Here is an 18,824-nt window from a genome sequence, read left to right as displayed (position 1 = left end):
AAATAGACTTGCTTATTCATTATCATAATGCTTGTAGAATACTAAAGATTCAATAAAAAAATCACTTAACGATACTTATTACAAAAATCAAGAAATACATCTAGCACCTTCAGCACTCGATATGCAATATTTTTTTCTATCAATTATAATGAATAGTTTAATATCAATAATAACAGAACCTTTTTTCAGAAGCTATCAAATAACCTAACAACTGTTAAAATATAAAAAAAGCCCTTTAAACGTTTAAATGTCACAACGTTCAAAGGGGTCTCTTGCTATTTTTTTAAATCAACAACCATTCTACCTTTAATTTTTCCTTGTTCCATCTCTTCAAAAATATCATTTACTTCATGTAGACAACGTGTTTCCACAACAGGCACTACTTTTCCTTCTGCTCCAAATTGGAATGCTTCTTCCAAATCTTTACGCGTTCCTACTAAAGAACCTACGATTTGAATCCCATCTAATACTGTTTTAACGATTGCTAAGTCCATCGTTTCTGGAGGTAATCCAACTGCAACAACTTTCCCAGCAGCTCTTACAGAATCCACCGCTTGGTTAAAGGCAACTTTTGAAACAGCCGTAACGACTGCCGCATGAGCTCCGCCGACTTTCTCTTGGATCCAAGCACCTGCGTCACCAGCTGTTAATGGATTACACACTAAATCAGCGCCTAGTTCTTTAGCAAATTTTAACTTGTCATCGTTGATATCAACTGCGATTACTTTAGCATTAAACACATTTTTAGCATATTGAATCGCTAAATTACCCAATCCGCCAATACCGTAAATCGCAACCCATTGTCCTGGTTTTACATCTGATACTTTAATGGCTTTATAACACGTAACACCTGCACACGAAATACTGCTAGCCTGTGCTGGATCTAACCCCTCAGGCACTTTAACTGCATAGTCAGCTTTAACGATACATTGCTCCGCCATCGCACCATCTACTGAGAAACCCGCATTTTTTACTTTACGGCAAAATGTTTCGCGACCTGTAATACAATATTCACAAGTGCCGCATCCTTCAAAGAACCAAGCGATACTAACACGGTCTCCAACTTTTAAGCTTTCGACACCAGGAGCAATCTCTTTAACAATCCCGATTCCTTCATGACCGATCACTCGTCCTGGAACTTCACCAAAATCTCCATGAGCTACATGTAGATCAGTATGACAAACACCACAATATTCAACATCCACTAAAGCTTCACCTGCTTCAAGTGTTCTAATATCTACTTCTTTGATTTCTACTTTCCCATTATTTTCTTTCGTTACAACAGCTGCTTTCATTCTCTCACTCCTATAGTTCATATTATATGGTAACGTTTATATTTTACCATGTATGAAATCGTTTTAAAAGCATTTTTGAAATAAAGTTCTCATCAGAGGAAAGTTTGTTCAAAGTATCTAAAAAAGAGCAAGAAAGAATCACTTTGCATGATTCATTCATACTCTTTTACATTGTATAATTAAAGTTTTAGATAGCTGTAGTTGCGCCACGGTATACAATACCACGACGAGGATCAACAGTGATTAATTCATCATCTGCAATCAAGTTCGTTGCGTCAGCTGCACCAACGATTACTGGAATATCTTTCGCAATTGCAACAACTGCTGCATGAGAAGTTAATCCACCTTCTTCAACAACCAAAGCAATTGCTTTGTCGATGGCTGGCATATAATCTTTGTCCGTTGTTTTTACAACTAGAATAGAACCTTCTACTGCATTTGCTACTGCTTCTTCAGCTGTATTTGCTACAACTGCTTTCGCAATAACTGACGACTCGCCGATTCCTTGACCTTGAACTAATTTTGATCCAATCATTTGAATCTTCATCAAATTCGTTGTACCTCTTTCACCTACTGGTACACCAGCAGTGATAATGATCAAATCACCTTCGCTTGCAAATCCTTCTTCTTGAGAAGTGTGAGTTGCTAAATTGAACATCTCATCTGTGCTTGACGGTTTGGCAGCAACAGTTGCATAGACCCCCCATGATAATGATAAGCTACGCGCTTTTTGTTCAGTAAAAGTGATCGCTACAATATGAGATTTTGGACGATATTTAGAAATCATACGAGCTGTGTGACCTGATTCAGTTGCCGCAACAATTGTTTGAATTCCTAGGTTACGTGCAGTATGTCCAACTGATTGACCAATTGCTTCTGCCATATCAGTTTTGCTGTATAGTTTTAATGCAAATGAATCTTGGTTGATCAACGCTTCTTCAGTACGAACCGCGATACGAGCCATTGTTTGAACAGCTTCTAACGGATAATCGCCAGCCGCCGTTTCACCAGAAAGCATTACTGCATCTGTTCCATCATAGATTGCATTGGCTACGTCATTTGCTTCAGCACGTGTTGGACGTGGGTTACGTTGCATAGAATCAAGCATTTGAGTTGCAGTGATAACTGGTTTACCTAAAGCATTACATTTTTTGATCAACTCTTTTTGAACAACAGGAACATCTTCAGTCGGGATTTCAACTCCCATGTCACCACGAGCAACCATCAAACCATCAGAAACTTTTAGGATTTCGTCAATGTTGTCAATCCCTTCTTGATTTTCGATTTTAGGAATGATTTGGATGTGCGTTGCATCTTGTTCTTCTAAAATTTTAGTGATTTCTAAAACGTCAGTTGCACGACGAACGAAACTTGCAGCGATAAAGTCAACGCCTTGTTCGATACCAAAACGGATATCAGCAGCATCTTTATCAGTGATACCCGGAAGATTTACAGAAACACCAGGTACATTAACACCTTTTTTATTTTTAAGAACACCTTCGTTTTTAACCAGTGTAACGATTTCATTTGCATTTCGATCGATATCAGTTACTTCAAGGTCGATTAATCCATCATCTAAAAGAATATGAGAACCAACGTTTACATCGTTGATTAATTCTGGATAAGTGATTGAAAATTTTTCGTTCGTTCCTAAAACTTCTGTCATAGAAAGACGTACTGAATCACCAGTTCTTAAAGTGATTGCGCCATTTTCCATTTCGTTCGTACGGATTTCAGGACCTTTTGTATCAAGTAAGATCGCTACACGTTTTCCTGTAATTTTTGCAGCCTCACGAATATTTTTGATGCGGTTGCCATGTTCTTCAAAGTCACCATGTGAGAAGTTCAAACGGCAAACATTCATTCCTGCATTCATTAAGTTTACAAGCATATCAACTGTTTCGCTAGCTGGTCCGATCGTACATACGATTTTCGTTTTTTTCATTACCAAACGCTCCTATTCCATTTTTGTTTATACTTTTATGAAGATTATCTATTTTCCTCAAGGGATACTTCGCATAACTAATTTCTAAAAAGAAATCTCTTGATTTAAATCATAAAGTGATAAGTCCGGTTTATGTTTGTGGTTTTCCAAAGTATCAACAATATCTGCTGAAACCACTTGATTATCAAGCATACCGATGCACTGCCCGCCAATTCCTGCTTTCAGTAATTCGACAGCATATGAACCAAATTTACTTGCTAACACACGGTCACGGGCACTTGGTGAACCACCGCGGACAACGTGTCCTAAAATAGAAACACGTGTATGGAAATCTCCATGTTCAGAAAGTTTATCAGCAAATTCATTCCCGCCCATAACGCCTTCTGCTAAAATAATCAAGCAATGTTTCTTACCACGATCACGGCCTTCTCTAATACGTTTAGCCACATGAACCATATCAAAGTCATGTTCTGGAATGATGATTTCATCAGCACCACCAGCAACTCCTGACCAAAGAGCAATATCACCTGCACCGCGTCCCATTACTTCAATAACGAATGTACGCACATGCGACGTTGCTGTATCACGAATGCGATCAATTGATTCTAACACTGTATTAATTGCTGTATCAAAGCCAATCGTAAAATCAGTGCCAGGAATATCATTATCGATTGTCCCAGGAATACCTACAGCAGGAAATCCACGTTTTGTAAGTGCCATTGCCCCATGATAAGAACCGTCACCACCGATGACAACTAATCCTTCAATACCGAATTTTTTCAATTGTTCAATGCCTTTTAATTGTCCTTCTTCTGTTGCAAATTCTGGATAACGGGCAGAATATAAAAATGTTCCTCCACGTTGAATTTTATCACCAACATCAGCAATGTCTAAACGGCGAATATCGCCTGCCACTAAACCAGCAAAACCATAGTTAATCCCATAAACTTCGATTCCGTCAAAAATCCCTTTACGTACCACTGCACGAATTGCAGCGTTCATTCCTGGGGCGTCTCCCCCGCTGGTTAAAATACCGATACGTTTCATTCGTTCTTTCACCTCATAATAATATACTTTTAAACTGTAACAATTTTTGTTACAGTTATTCATTACTCAAAAATATTACGTCACTCATTTTACCATTAATAGTGCAAAAAGTCTTGATTTAAGAAGAAATAATTGAAAAAAGATGAAAACAATTAGTATCTTTTACCGTAAATCAGTTGAAAACAACATTTTGACTACCTAAAATCATCTCTAGTTGTTCTTTAGCTTCAACTGTCTCAGCTAACCAATTTTCTTCTCCCAAGACCAATTTTTTTCCATTTTTTTCAAAGTAAATGATTACTGGCGTATTGCCTCTGTATTTTTGGATGACTTCATGAATATTTTGCAGAACCTCATTTTGATTTTTTGTTCCAACAATTTTTAAATAGCAAGTTGTTGCACTAATACTATTCTCAATATCACTGGCTTTTTCAATCTTGTTTACTAATAATTGGAGTTCTTGATTATAATTACTTTTCTCTACTTTTCCTTCGACAAAATATACTTGATTTTTTTCGGCATTTTGACGAAGTGTTCTGAAAACTGCTGGAAAAAGTGTTAAAGATAATGAACCAGTTAGGTCATCGCCTTCCACAAAAGCCATTTGTTCGCCTTTTTTTGTTCGGATCACGCGAATGTCTTTAACATAAATCAATAAACGAGCTGTTTGATTTTCGAGTACATCGCTGACAGCTATCACCTGTTTAGCTAAGCGCGTTTTTTTGAACTCTTCTGTAGGGTGACCAGATAAATATACGCCTAAATGCTGTTCTTCCTGTTCCAACTTTTCTTCTAAAGTGTAATCAGTTACTTCTACTTCTTTAAGCTTCAGCGTTTCTTCTAAAAGATTCATGCTACCACCACTGTAGATGATATTTTGAATTTCACTGTCTAAACTAACTGCTAACTGACGACGGTTTTTCTGTAACTCATCAAAAGCTCCAATGGCAATTAAAGGTTGAATATTTTCAGCTTTCAGCCACTTGCGATCAATACGTAATAAAAATTGATCAAAGGTTTTAAAAGGTCCTCGCTCTTTACGTTCATCTAATATATTTTGAATAAAATCTCTACGTATCCCTTTCAAGGAACTAAAGCCAAACATGATTTGACCATCATTATTCAAGTAAAAACTATATTGACTAGAATTGATGGATGGCTGCTTGATCACCATTTTGTTTTTACGAGCTTCTCCGATGTATTCTTTGATCTTAGTGGGATTATGTCTCACCGAATGAAGAATCGCAGCGTAAAATGCGCCTGGAAAATGCACTTTTAAATAAGCCATTTGAAACCCTATAAAAGAATAAGCAAATGCATGTGATCGGTTAAATCCGTAATTAGCAAAACGCTCGATATAATCGTAAACAGTCGTCGCTACTTCTTCACTATGTCCTTGTTTTATTGCACCTTTAACAAAATGTTTCCGTTCTTCATCAAGTACATCCTTTTTCTTTTTACTAACTGCTCGTCGTAATATATCTGCTTGTCCTAAAGTAAATCCTGCCATTATGGACGCAACTTGGATAATTTGTTCCTGATACACAATGATACCATACGTATTTTTTAAAATTGGTTCTAAAACAACATCTGGATAATCGATTGCCTCTTGACCTTTTTTTCTCCGAATGAATAAATCGATATTTTGCATCGGACCTGGGCGATATAGAGCATTAACAGCTGCAATATCTTCAATACTAGTGGGACCTAGTTTTCTTAATACATTCCGGATACCTGCTGATTCAAACTGAAAAACGCCGCTCGTTTCTCCTCGTCTAAATAAAGCTAAGGTTTTTTCATCATCTAAAGGAATTTGATTTAAAATAACTTCTTTTTTATAAATACGTTTGATTGATTTAAGTGTATCATCAATGATCGATAGATTTCGTAACCCTAAGAAATCCATCTTCAAAAGACCAATTTTTTCAACATCATTCATCGTAAACTGAGTGAGAAAAATGTCATTGGAACCAGGTTGTAGGGGTACAATATCCAATAAATCTAAATCACTGATTACCACACCTGCAGCGTGGGTCGAAACATGTCTTGGCAAACCTTCTAAGCGCACTGCCGTATCATATAGCAACCGATTATTTTCTGAAGAGTTCACCAGTTCTACTAATTTTTTTGACTCAGCATAAGCTATTTTTAGAGTCATTTTTAACGTACTAGGCACAGCATTTGACCAGCGATTTGACTCACTTTGTGATAATCCAAAGACTCTTGCAACATCTCTTAAGACCATTTTTGCTGCCATTGTACCAAAAGTCGCAATTTGCGCCATGTGATAATGTCCATATTTTTCACGAACATATTGCAATACTTCTTCACGGCGATTATCTGGAATGTCTAAATCTATATCTGGCATAGAATTTCTTTCTGGATTTAAGAAACGTTCAAATAGTAAATCATATTTGATTGGATCAACATCAGTGATTGATAGAACATAGGAAACCAACGATCCAGCAGCCGAGCCACGACCAGCACCCGTCACAATCTTTTTATTATGAGCAAAAGCCATCACATCCCAAACAATTAGAAAATAATCATCAAATCCCATCGTATGGATAATTTCCAATTCTTTCGCTAAACGCTCTTCATATTCAGTTGAAACATTAGGTATTCGTTCAGGTAATTTTTTTAAGCATAGCTCTCTTAAATATTCTCCAGCTTGTCTACCTTCTGGAATTGGGTAATGAGGCAACAAACGTTGACGTAAAGGAATTTCCAGAAAACAAGACTCAGCAATTTTTTTAGCATTGCAAATAGCTTGCTCGTTCACTTTGGCACGTAACTGCTCAGCTGCGTCTATCTGACTTCTTAAATAAAAGGGCCCTTCGATTTCAGTTTCCTCAGAATTCAACGTCATCTGCTGCCCTTCATCAATATGGGTTAATACTTTTAGTGCAAAACCATCTTCTCGATTTAAATAACGAGTTTCCTGCAATGCTACTAGGTCTTGATTTTTGTTTTCATAAAATTGGAAAAGTGCTGGATCAGTTTCTGGATTGCACATAAATGAAGCCCCTGCAAAAAAGCAAGACGAATCAAAAAATTGCACTAACTGAGCTAAACTTTCTGCCGCTTCTGCTTCACTTCTTTTTAAAGCAAAAGCAACTTCTCCTTTATCAGAGGGCATCACAGCATATAAATGGTTTAGAAAGTCTTTTATTTCTTCTAAATAAAAGACTTTCCCACTATTCATCTTAGCAGTAGAGATCCGCATTAAGTTTTGATATCCTTCTAAATCCTTTGCGTACAGCAATAATTGAGCAGACTGTTCAGATTTTTGTGGTGTATATTCTAATGCTAATCCAATAATTGGTTTAATCGCTTCTTTTTTACAAGCTTCAAAAAATTCGATTGCCCCATGGAGTACATTAATATCAGTAATTCCCAAAGTTGTATAGCCTAATTTTTTCGCTTGTTGAACTAGTTCTTGAATGCGGATCGTACTAGAAAGTAAGGAATAGGAAGTAATTGTATATAATTGTGGAAAGGGCATAGGACATCTCCTTTATACGATGATTTTAAATCAAAAATGTAGCTTTCATTTTCTTTACATTTACAAAAATTGTGCTAAACTATAGCTAGAAAAGAGGTGCAATCCATGCGTTACATTCTTGTATTGTTGTGGTCCTTTTTACTAGGACAAGTGGTCGGCTATATCGGCGGTGCCTTAAATGGTGGAACCTATGATTTTATGCTGACAACGATTATGTCATTGACTACCGGCGTGATTATCTTATTGATTGGTCAATTCGCATTACCAAAAAAAGAAACCACTAAAAGTGCTCAATAACTATAGGGTTGTCGTCTTAAGCTGATTTTTTTAGAACTAGCTTTTGACTTGCCTACTATTTACTTGAAAGTGATGATTATAGAAAAACCAGTTACTACAAACATTGTAACTGGTTTTTTTATGTTTTCAACTGTTTATAGTCTTTTATTCAAAATTTTTCGGAAATTAAACAAAGAAAGGCAAATATTTCCTAACACAAAACAAGCTGTTACGATAAACACTGCACTATAGCCCATACCATGAGCCACGGTTGATCCGATCATTGGACCTAGGACTTGACCAAAATTACTAAACATTTGATTATAACTATAAATTCGACTCACACCTTCAGATGGCGTGATTTTACTGATTAACGTGTTAATGGAAGGCATTAAAGCTCCTGTTGAAAAGCCTAAGAAAAAGCGTAGTAAGCCTAATTGGAAAGGCGTTTTAACAAATGCCATAGGAATATAACAAATCATCGATAAAATCAACCCAGCTAATAGAACCTTATGATTACCAATTTTATCACCAAGTTTCCCTAAGACCGGTGAAGAAATCACTGCTGATACACCTGCAACAGAAACAATTAAACCACTAACAAACAAAATATTGCCAGTATCATGACTCAATGAACGAATATACAATGTTAATATTGGGCTAATACTTGTAACACCTATTTGTAAAATTAATGTTGTAATGAATAATCCAATTAAAATAGACACATGATCCATTTTTGAAAAAATTGCTTTTGTACTTAATAAATCTTTTTTCTCGACGGGTTGGAAATCTTCTTTGACCATAAAAATTGTTAGTAATGTCGTAATCAATAACACTACTCCTGTGATAATAAAAACATTTTCCATCCCAAACCATTGAGCTAATGCACCACCAATAGACGGACCAATCAAGTTTCCTGCAATCGCTCCTGTTGAAAGAGTTCCTAACGCCCAACCACTTTTTTCTTTTGGCGATTGGGAGGCGATCATTGCTGTTGCATTAGGGATATACCCGGAAAGAATACCGTTAAAAAAACGCATAATCAAGAGCCAATAAACATTCGGAACAAATGCTAATGATCCCATCGTAAGTGTCATTCCAGCCGCCGCCCTAATCATCATCAGCTTCCGTCCTTTCCTATCTGCTAAATTTCCCCAAATAGGAGCAACAATCGCTGCTGCAAATGCCGTAACTGATATGGCGAGTCCAGAAAATAACTCTACTTGATTCTTAGGCGTTCCTAGCTGTTCGACATATATAGGTATAAAAGGCATTACCAAGCTAATACTCGCACCAGTAAAAAAACAGCCCAACCAAGCAACCATTAAATTCTTTTTCCAATCAATTTTCATCTTAATGCACACCTCACAAGTTCTTCACTATTAACTATACTCCAAATTTTCCAATCTCTCAAAAAATTTTTATACATCTATCAAAAAAAGCCTAACTATCTAAAATGATAGCTAAGCTTTATCACGCAATGAACTCTATAAAATTGCCAAAATAATGAAGTTTAAGACAAACAAAGCATTCACTATCCAAAGAATTGGTGAAATTTCGCTGAATTTCCCTTTTGCGACTTTAACTACTGCATAAAAAATGAATCCTACTGCAATACCATAAGAAATGCTATAGCATAATCCCATAAAAATCGATGCAAAAAATGCTGGAATAGCTTCTTCTAGATTAGTCCATTCAATATCTTTAAATGAAGCGAGCATCATTACACCTACTAAAATTAACGCGGGAGCAGTTGCTTGTGCTGGAACGATCGCAATCATTGGGGAGAATAAGCTACTTAGAGCGAATAAAACGGCAACAACAACGGAAGTTAATCCCGTACGTCCACCAGCACCAATCCCTGCAGCACTTTCCACATAAGTTGTAGTGTTAGACGTTCCAAAAACAGCACCGATCGATGTTGCAATCGCATCTGCAAATAATGCTTTATCCATTTTTGTAGAAAAGCCCTTACTATCTTCCAGCGCAAGTTCATCTTCTTTAGAGAATATCCCTGTACGACGCCCAGTTCCTATAAACGTGCCAATCGTATCAAATGTATCTGACAAGCTAAATGCAATAACGGTCATCAAGACTTGAGGTATTTTAGATGTGTCACTAAATAATGATTGCATACCGTCAGCACCAAATGCCGCACCAAATGTGGTTCCTAGTTCACCGATAGAGTTCCCTAAAGAATTTTCTTGCCAATCAATAGTGGATAAATCAACGACACCCAGCGGAATAGCAATAATCGTCGTCACTACGATACCAATCAAAATAGCGCCACGAACATTTAGAACAACCAACATCGTTGTTAAAACCAATCCAATAACTGCCAATATAATTTCAGGATTATTGAAGTTTCCCAATGCAGGAACAATACTGTTCCCATTAACAACGCCTTTGTCTGGTTCTGCTTGTACTGTAAAATCTAATAATTTTGCATTCTTAATTCCCACATAGGCGACAAAAATTCCAATACCACCGCCAATAGCATGCTGCATACTTTCTGGTATAGCTTTGATGATCAATTTACGGATTTTAGTTACAGTGATCAAGACATTGATCACTCCACAAATAAATACCATTGCTAATGCTTGCTGCCAAGTATATCCCAAACCGAAAACAACTGTAAACGTGAAAAAAGCATTTAATCCCATACCTGGTGCTTGCGCATAAGGAACGTTCGCAAAAAGCCCCATAATTAGCGTTCCTATAATCGACGCAATAATTGTTGCTAAAAAGACTGCCTGAAACGGCATACCAGTTTGAGATAGGATAGACGGATTTACGAATAAAATATAACTCATTGCAAAAAATGTCGTGATCCCTGCTACTATTTCAGTTGATATTGTTGTTTTATTGTCCTTTAATTTGAAAAACTTTTCCATGAAATTGCCTCTCTCCCTTTTTACCTCAAAATTTCATCAGAATAATTTCACTCGTTCTTTAAAGTAACTATATTAGAAAACTTTATTTGTAAATAATAAGTGCTTATTTCTTTTTTCTGATGAATACTTTTAAAGTATAAGGTAGAGTATTCTTCATTTCAACAAAATATTAACTTTATATAGATTAATTCTTATTAATGTTCGTGTTTATCAATTGATATATTATTTATTTACTTTTGAGAACACTGCAAAATGTTCTTCTGTCATAGAATAGATATTGCTTAACTACTGATAAATGGATTCAATCAATTGTTGCGAAATTACAGACAAACCTTCTCAATCTTCTATTTTCAGTTCTCCTTTTCTTTGTTGTTTGATCACTTGCTGTTTCGTTTTAAAAACATAGGGGGTTATCGCTAAAAATAATACTTAATTCTAGTACTTTGTAAATACTATGAAGTTCTTTGAAAATGTCTAGAGAAATGAATTTTAGATAAATAGAGTAAAATTCCGTAATTTCTTTTGTGATATATTCTCCTACTTCTGTAGAAAGCTTAAAATAAAAAGAAAAAAAATTCGAAACAAGAAAAAAAACTAGAGACACGATCAAAATAATATAGTACTTATCTTTTTTCATACAATAACTTCCCTTAATCGAAGGGCAATATTCACTTTTATAGTTTATATCGTCAAGTATATTATAGTATTAAAAGAAGTAGAATTCATTTGAAGCTATTGCGTTTACAATTTTTATCTCATTGCAAAAAAATACAGTTACTAAGTGAAAATAGTAACTGTAAAGCCTCTTTTTTCTATAAAATTTTCTGTTTCAATATAAAAATAAAGTTGGTGCTAATTGCCAGTACTCCAAGTAAAATTGAAATAGCAGCTTGTTGTTCACCTGTTTTAGGTAATTCTTTTTTGGTTCCTGTTTCAGAAAGCTCTTTAGTATTCGAGGTTTCGATTACAGCTTCTTTCTGAGGCAAAACTTCTATTGGAAAAACGACTTTATTCTTTTCTTGATCCAGCACTATTGCAGTTAATTTCTTTTTCCCTTTAAGTTTTAATGAAGTAACATTTATTTTGATACGCCCTTGCGAATCTGCTTGTGCAGATAAATTTGCTTCTGGAAGATCAGTTGTCCTTGCATTCGTTTGAGGAAGGTCTCCATCATAGAGTAAAATTGTCGCATTTGGTAGCGTAACGCCTCTCAAAAGTTCATCATCTTCATATAAAGGATCAAAAATAGTTGCTTTTTTGATTTTCTCTTCAGCTTCTTTTGAATCTGGAACTTTTGGAATTTCCGGATCTTTTTGTTTTGTTGGTTCTACTCGTTTTTTACGGTTTTCAACAGATGCAGTAATCATCTCTCCAGCCGCTTCTTTCATTTCTATATATTCAATAAATGTCTCTGTATCTGGCCTAATAGTGCCCACTAAGTTGGCAGAAGTAAATCCAGAAAAGCCATCACCACCACCATACAAGAAGTCATTGATCACAACTTGATATGTTTGATCTGCCTTAACCGGAGTGCCGTCTTTTTTATACATATTTTGAACTTTAAACGGTTGATTCTTATCGTCTGTTGCAAGATAAGTATAAGACAAACCAGAAATTTGTAAGAAATACTGTTCTTTTTCATCATACTGTTCATTCAGTACTTGTTCAATTTGCTCGCCAGTCATTTCAACGACTTGCATGATATTTCCAAAAGGCTGTACTGCGTGCGCGGCTCCCCAAGTTATTTCACGATTTTCTCCAACTGTTAAATCAGCACGAATACCGCCGTTATTTGTCATAGCAAAATCTGCATCAATTCCTTGAACTTTCGCCATTGCAACTTGACCATCAGTAATCAAATTACCTAGTGGAGATTCTTTTGCATCATTAACTTCTCGAGAGATTGGCCCGTTCTCTTTTGCTGTTCCAATTTTTTTATTCGTAACTTCCGATACGCGTTCTTCAGCATCCTTTACAGTTGCTTCAACTTTTTCATCAATCTTAGGTACATCTTTTGCTGCTGGATCAACTGGTAAAACTTTTGCTTTAGGCGTATCTACAAAATCATTAGTTTTCGGGTCAAGGGTTCCTTGCAAATCAATATAGCCTTTTCCTTGTGCCGTCGATTGCACCACTCTTGTTTTGTTCACTACACCGTTCGTGTATTGATGGTTATGTGCCGCAAAAAAAGCATCTACGCTATTATCAGGATAGAGTTCATTGACTTTATTCATAATTTCTGCCGCTTCTCCGCTCACTTTATCTGCTTTGCTGGTAGCCGGAATATGTGCTAACACTACTATTGCGTTCACATCTTCTTCTGTTTGAAGTAAATTAGAATAATAGGCAATTGTCTCAGCTTCATCTAAAAAGTCATACGCTTCATAATGCTCTTTTAATACTAAATTAGGAATTTCTGTTGTAACTACACCTATAAAACCGACTTTTACTTTATTATCTGCTGTTCCTATTTCTTTGATCGTATATGGTTTCCAATCAAAAGGAATTTCTTCCGTTTCTTTTTTCACAACATTTCCGATCACAATCTGCGTCTTCGATGCTTCTCTTGGATAATCCATTAAAATACCATGTAGATCATCTGTTGGCTTTTCACCAAGCATAATGCGATTAAACTCTTGGAGCCCTTCATCAAATTCGTGATTTCCTATAGTCCCTATGGAAAAATCCATTTGATTTAGCGCTTTAATCGTCGGCTCATCTTGAAGTAAACCAGAACTTGCTGGACTAGCTCCAACCATATCTCCAGCCTGTACACGTAATGTTTGAGCACCCTTGTTGGCGGCTTTAAACTGTTCTTGCGCACGATTCAAATAACCCGCAAGTAATGAAGCCTTTCCTGCATTCGCCACTTTATTTCCTTCATCATCAACAAAAAAACCTGTCGTATTCAAGGCACCATGAAAATCATTGATTCCTAAAATTTGAAATGGGATTTTGTCGTCCTGAGACTGTTGTTCAACCGATAGACTGTCCTTGTCCACTTCGTTGACCGTCTGCGCATCAGCAAGCTTATTCGTCCCCACGATTTCACTGCTGATTCCCCCAATAGTAAATAAAATAGTTAACAAAAACCCTTGCCACTTTTTCATGTTTGTAACTCCTCTACAATTATTTCCAAACACACTTAATTAATAGAGTAACAATTTCTTCACACTCTGTCAATGCAAGTTTTCGCTATTAGCAAATAATTCTGGTCCTTTTATTCCAACAATAGAAGCTAGTAATATAAATTGAAGCACTGAAAACAAAAGTATAAACAAAATTTTTTCCATTGTCCAAGACAAAAAAATAATTTGTAATGTTTGGATAGGTTTCGTAAATAAATGAACACTATGTAAACGATCAAATCGACCAACAAAAATAGCCAAACTTGATAATAAATTAACAATCAATACAAAGAAAAAAACTTGCCATTTTTTATTTAAAATATTTCTTTTAAAACATTCATTAAGTACTGTAAATACAGTCGCCATCCCTAAAAAACCATATACACAAATTCCTACTGTCAATAAGCTAAATGCCCCCCAAGCAGACACCGACTGACCAAATATTTGATTCATCCCTTGATAAATGGATAAATTCTCCAAATGAAAAAAATCTGTGAATAAATACGGGGCATTTGGATAAAATAATAACCAAAGCATCGCTAAGAAAAAAAATAGTAGATTGTTTGATTTATTATAATGAAAACTAATTTCAAGTGGAATGTAAGCTAAAAAGACATTTAGCGCCATAAATTGATATATTTCAGAGAAAAACAACATATATACGCAATAAATTAAAGTTCCCATCCGTATTAACCAATGATACTTTTGAATCAATTTTTCCCCCTCCTTCTTCATCAAGTGTATCATAAAGAAATATTTTTCTAAAATTTTCTTGAAAACTTGTCATTCTGCTATTTTATGCTAGACTAAGTTAAAGAAAACTCTCAGGAGGAACGATTTTGAAAAAATTAATTGCAATCGACTTAGATGGTACAACATTAAATTCGCAGTCATTGATCAGTGAAACAACTGCGAATGCATTAAAAAAAGCAATGAAACATGGACACTATGTCAGCATAGTTACTGGTCGTCCTTATCGAATGAGCGGTCAATTTTATCGTCAATTGGGTTTGAATACTCCAATGGTCAATTTTAATGGTGCTCTTGTCCATATGCCTGAAAAACAATGGGCGGATGAGCAAGAGACAGGAATAAAACGCGACTTAGTTTTTGATATTTTGGCTCAAAAGCAAGCATTGAATCTTGATTTTGTCGCAGCTGAAAATAAAGAAACATTTTACATTGATAGTTTAGATTATTTTGACTCGACTTTCTTTGCCTCGGAAGTTACACCAAGCAATCTTTTAACTACTAAAAATCTGATAACAGATCCAACATCAATGATGGTTCGAACCTCAAAAGATCAAGCATCTCTCGTTTCTGACTCTTTAATGAAACAATATGGAGATTATGTAGATGTTAGGACTTGGGGTGGGCCCACACCGATTTTAGAAATCGTTTCTAAAGGCATACAAAAAGCAAAAGGTGTGGAGCAAGTCGCAAAGTATTTAGACGTGAGGCGTTCAGATATTATCGCATTTGGTGATGAACATAATGATGAAGAAATGCTAGAATATGTTGGTTGGGGCGTTGCAATGAAAAATGCGACAGAAAAAATTAAATCTGTAGCCAATGATATTACCGAAAAAACGAATGACGAGGATGGCTTAGCCGATTATCTGGAACGATACTTAGATTTAAAAGATCAATAAATTTTAATGACTAGGACAAAGCGTAAGGCTTTCTGTTCTAGTCTTTTTTATTTTTCTCCTTTGACAAAATCAAATACTTTTGCTAAAATAAGAACATATGTTCGATTTTATTTTAGAAATGAGGGATTATAATGGATTTGTCTAAAAAGATAGAAATCCTTGCCGAATCAGCAAAATATGATGTTTCGTGTTCGAGTAGCGGTGTTACTAATAACACTCGAAAAGGAACTGTTGGAAGCACTTCTGCATCTGGAATCTGTCATTCTTTTACAAGTGATGGACGTTGTGTCTCTCTTTTAAAATTATTGTTTACAAATGCTTGCATATTCGACTGTCATTATTGTATCAACAGAAAATCTAATTTGATACCTCGAGCAACATTTTCACCGCAAGAAGTTGCGGATTTAACAATGGATTTTTATAGGAGAAATTACATTGAAGGGCTTTTTCTAAGTTCAGCTATTATAAAAAATGTTGATTATACTAGTGAATTATTGATTAAAACATTAAAAATTTTACGGTATGAAAGAGGCTTCAAAGGATACATTCATGTTAAAGCTATTCCTGGTGCAGATGAGAAATTAATCGAGGAGTTAGGTTTTTTAGCTGATCGAATGAGTGTCAATGTTGAATTACCTTCACGAGAAAGTCTTAAACTGCTAGCCCCTGATAAAGATCCATTCGCTTTATACAAACCTATGAAGCAGATTACACATAAAAAAAAGGAATTAGCTCACGTTCCTACTTTACAAAAGGGAAATTCTTTTGTCCCAGCTGGACAATCGACACAGATGATCATCGGCGCTTCCCCTGAAAGCGATCATTCCATTGTCAAAATTGCCGAAAAACTTTATCAAAAATATGAATTGAAAAGAGTCTATTACTCTGCTTATATCCCTGTAAATCAAGATTCTTTATTACCTGCACTCACGACTGATCCGCCCATATTAAGAGAGCATCGATTGTACCAAGCAGATTGGCTGTTACGATTTTATCGTTTTTCTGCTGACGAGATTTTGTCTGACAATAAACCTAATTTTAATTTGTACTTAGATCCAAAAGCCAATTGGGCTGTTCAAAACTATGATCAGTTTCCGATTGATATACAAAATGCCCCTTATGATGAGTTGTTACGTATTCCAGGAATTGGTCCTAAAAGTGCACTTAACATTCTCAAAGCTCGGAAGTACTATCAACTGCACCTCTCTGACTTGAAAAAATTAGGCGTAGTAATCAAGCGAGCTCAATATTTTGTTAGCTGCAATGGTGCTCGACAGCCTGGATTGATCCATGATCCTGAATGGGTCATTTCTTCTCTAATTTCATCACGACAATATAAGTCCTTAAAACAACTAAATAACCAATCACGACAAGAACAGTTATCTTTGTTTGATGTAGAGCGTTTTGAAGCAATTAAACGAAAGGAATCTCTTTATGCAAATTGAAAAAAACAATGAGATTTGGGAATACGATGGCAGCTTTTATGGATTTTTGACAATTGTCTACCAAGCATTCTCAAAAAAACAATTTCCAGGAACTATCTTAACTTCAAATACTGCTGTAGAAAGCTTATTTCTCAGTTTTTGGATCGATACAGATGAAAAATTAGCTCAAAAAATATATGAACGCCTAACCAAATGTTTGAGAAAAGAAAATATTCAATTTATTATTGATGGATTCTATTGCTCATTAAAAGAAAAAGAAAGATGCTTGTTAGATGCTATTCAAATTGCATTAGAATCAAAAGACTTACTGGCGAATCATTTAGGGCACCCTTCCATTTTAGCTTTACAAAAGTCTTTAACAGCTTTATTTAGTGAAGTCCACTCATTTACAGGATTTGTCCGTTTTGAATATGTAGGGAAATTACTTTATAGTTCTATTGCGCCAAAACATTTTGTGTTACCTTATCTATGTCCTCATTTTGCAAAACGATATCCGCAAGAAACGATCGTGATTTATGATGAAACACATCGATTACTTGGAATGATAGAACAGAGACAAATAAGGTTTATTGAAAATAGTGACCCACCCGCATTTAATATTGGTGAACCTGAAAAAGAGATCCAAGAAAATTGGCGAATATTTCTTCAAGCTGTTACTATCCAAGAACGAAAAAATGAGCACGCTCAACTTTCTCACTTACCTAAACGATACCGAGATCACATGATTGATTTTCAATAAATCTATAATTTTAATCTAAAAAAGATGATGTGCACAATATTTCACAAGTTTTGCGCGCATCATCTACCATTCAAATATACAAGTCAATCTACTCTAAGATGGATTTTTTTCACTATTATTTTGTCTGATAAATGAGATTGGTTACTCTGTTCACCAATTACTTCAGCAAAAATATTTGTCCGATCTTCTTTTTTCTGTATATGATATTCTATTTTTCCAGTCTCATTCAACTCATTCATCATCTCGCTATAATCCTCTGGCTCCTTTTTTCTAGTAATAAAACCTAATAATACTAAGTGATCATCTAAGTTTTTAGTGGATATCAACGAGCCAAACGCGATTTTTTGTCGAATTTCTTGATTTAATTGGGCTATTTTTACATCTTGATCTTGCTCAATCGTTTGTTTCTTGATTAATGCTTCATATTTTTCAGCAGTCAGCATCACGCCAGCAACTTTTTTTCTATTATAAATATAAACCCCAGCATTCATCTTTTTGGCTGTTTCAAATATTGTCATAGGCGATTGCTTCACATCCGTCACTGAAAAAGATACGTCTTTTCTTACATTATTTCTCATTAGTCAACTTCCCTTCCAAATGATTATATCATATAGATTCTTGGTGTGAAGAGCTTTTCGAGATTGCTTCCTATTTTATTTTGCTCAAAAAAAGCTCGAAACTAAAACTATAAATCAGTTTTTTGTTTCGAGCTTCAAATCCAGGCTCTATACTTTCTGATGTTAGTGAGAAGTCACTAGCATCTTTTTTTAATGCAAAATAATAGAAAAAACATCCTGATATCCTTTAGAATTATTTTGTCTATGAATTTGATGGTTGACAATATATCTTAATAATCGATTATAGATATTATGAGAAAACTCATTTAGCGTTTCTATTT

The 18,824-nt window shown here is 35.3% G+C and carries 14 protein-coding genes; 4 read left to right on the top strand and 10 right to left on the bottom strand.

Annotation, left to right across the window (positions count from 1 at the left end; translation table 11 throughout):
- Positions 1-275 precede the first annotated feature (275 nt).
- From adhP to dnaE, 4 genes are all read right to left on the bottom strand, one after another.
- The gene (gene adhP / locus AC4BBR_RS07070; protein ID WP_490461834.1) at positions 276-1,295 is read right to left on the bottom strand and encodes an alcohol dehydrogenase AdhP; all 1,020 of its coding nucleotides are present in this window, start codon (positions 1,293-1,295) and stop codon (positions 276-278) included.
- Between the two features lie 187 nt (positions 1,296-1,482).
- On the bottom strand, positions 1,483-3,240 hold the full coding sequence (pyk, locus tag AC4BBR_RS07065) for a pyruvate kinase (RefSeq protein ID WP_490461833.1): 1,758 nt from the start codon (positions 3,238-3,240) through the stop codon (positions 1,483-1,485).
- An 84-nt stretch (positions 3,241-3,324) separates the two neighbouring features.
- On the bottom strand, positions 3,325-4,287 hold the full coding sequence (gene pfkA, locus AC4BBR_RS07060; protein WP_490461832.1) for a 6-phosphofructokinase: 963 nt from the start codon (positions 4,285-4,287) through the stop codon (positions 3,325-3,327).
- 172 nt (positions 4,288-4,459) lie between these two features.
- On the bottom strand, positions 4,460-7,792 hold the full coding sequence (gene dnaE / locus AC4BBR_RS07055) for a DNA polymerase III subunit alpha (RefSeq protein WP_490461831.1): 3,333 nt from the start codon (positions 7,790-7,792) through the stop codon (positions 4,460-4,462).
- Positions 7,793-7,897: 105 nt separating this feature from the next.
- Here dnaE and AC4BBR_RS07050 point away from each other — a divergent pair, with 105 nt between their 5' ends.
- Positions 7,898-8,089 (top strand): YjzD family protein, encoded by a 192-nt coding sequence (locus tag AC4BBR_RS07050; protein ID WP_010761142.1) that lies wholly within the window; start codon positions 7,898-7,900, stop codon positions 8,087-8,089.
- Positions 8,090-8,223: 134 nt separating this feature from the next.
- Here AC4BBR_RS07050 and AC4BBR_RS07045 read toward each other — a convergent pair whose 3' ends face one another.
- The 4 genes from AC4BBR_RS07045 to AC4BBR_RS07030 all read right to left on the bottom strand — a co-directional run bounded on the left by AC4BBR_RS07045 (position 8,224) and on the right by AC4BBR_RS07030 (position 14,747).
- Positions 8,224-9,420 (bottom strand): multidrug efflux MFS transporter, encoded by a 1,197-nt coding sequence (locus AC4BBR_RS07045; RefSeq protein WP_490461830.1) that lies wholly within the window; start codon positions 9,418-9,420, stop codon positions 8,224-8,226.
- Positions 9,421-9,555: 135 nt separating this feature from the next.
- Positions 9,556-10,962, bottom strand: a complete 1,407-nt coding sequence (locus tag AC4BBR_RS07040) for an NCS2 family permease (protein WP_490461829.1) — start codon at positions 10,960-10,962, stop codon at positions 9,556-9,558.
- An 812-nt stretch (positions 10,963-11,774) separates the two neighbouring features.
- Positions 11,775-14,072 carry a 5'-nucleotidase C-terminal domain-containing protein gene (locus tag AC4BBR_RS07035; protein WP_490461828.1) on the bottom strand — a complete coding sequence of 766 codons (2,298 nt, stop codon included), beginning with the start codon at positions 14,070-14,072 and terminating at the stop codon, positions 11,775-11,777.
- A 69-nt stretch (positions 14,073-14,141) separates the two neighbouring features.
- Positions 14,142-14,747, bottom strand: a complete 606-nt coding sequence (locus tag AC4BBR_RS07030; protein ID WP_490462083.1) for a DUF1361 domain-containing protein — start codon at positions 14,745-14,747, stop codon at positions 14,142-14,144.
- Between the two features lie 182 nt (positions 14,748-14,929).
- On the opposite strand from AC4BBR_RS07030, the gene AC4BBR_RS07025 reads away from it, so the two are divergent.
- From AC4BBR_RS07025 to AC4BBR_RS07015, 3 genes are all read left to right on the top strand, one after another.
- Positions 14,930-15,742 carry a Cof-type HAD-IIB family hydrolase gene (locus AC4BBR_RS07025; RefSeq protein WP_490461827.1) on the top strand — a complete coding sequence of 271 codons (813 nt, stop codon included), beginning with the start codon at positions 14,930-14,932 and terminating at the stop codon, positions 15,740-15,742.
- 131 nt (positions 15,743-15,873) lie between these two features.
- The gene (locus tag AC4BBR_RS07020) at positions 15,874-17,187 is read left to right on the top strand and encodes a putative DNA modification/repair radical SAM protein (RefSeq protein WP_490461826.1); all 1,314 of its coding nucleotides are present in this window, start codon (positions 15,874-15,876) and stop codon (positions 17,185-17,187) included.
- Positions 17,177-17,926: a TIGR03915 family putative DNA repair protein gene (locus tag AC4BBR_RS07015; RefSeq protein ID WP_490461825.1), complete on the top strand. Its 750-nt coding sequence runs from the start codon at positions 17,177-17,179 to the stop codon at positions 17,924-17,926. Before AC4BBR_RS07020 ends, AC4BBR_RS07015 begins: the two co-directional genes overlap by 11 nt.
- 83 nt (positions 17,927-18,009) lie before the next feature.
- On the opposite strand, the gene AC4BBR_RS07010 is transcribed toward AC4BBR_RS07015, so the two are convergent.
- Both AC4BBR_RS07010 and AC4BBR_RS07005 read right to left on the bottom strand, forming a co-directional pair.
- Positions 18,010-18,504: a type II toxin-antitoxin system Phd/YefM family antitoxin gene (locus tag AC4BBR_RS07010; RefSeq protein ID WP_490461824.1), complete on the bottom strand. Its 495-nt coding sequence runs from the start codon at positions 18,502-18,504 to the stop codon at positions 18,010-18,012.
- 189 nt (positions 18,505-18,693) lie between these two features.
- A complete protein-coding gene (locus tag AC4BBR_RS07005; protein ID WP_490462082.1) occupies positions 18,694-18,822 on the bottom strand; it encodes a hypothetical protein in 129 nt (42 codons plus the stop codon).
- Between the last annotated feature and the right edge of the window lie 2 nt (positions 18,823-18,824).

This window comes from Enterococcus sp. AMC1251 (assembly GCF_058216535.1).
This window is presented reverse-complemented; position numbering and strand designations above follow the sequence as displayed.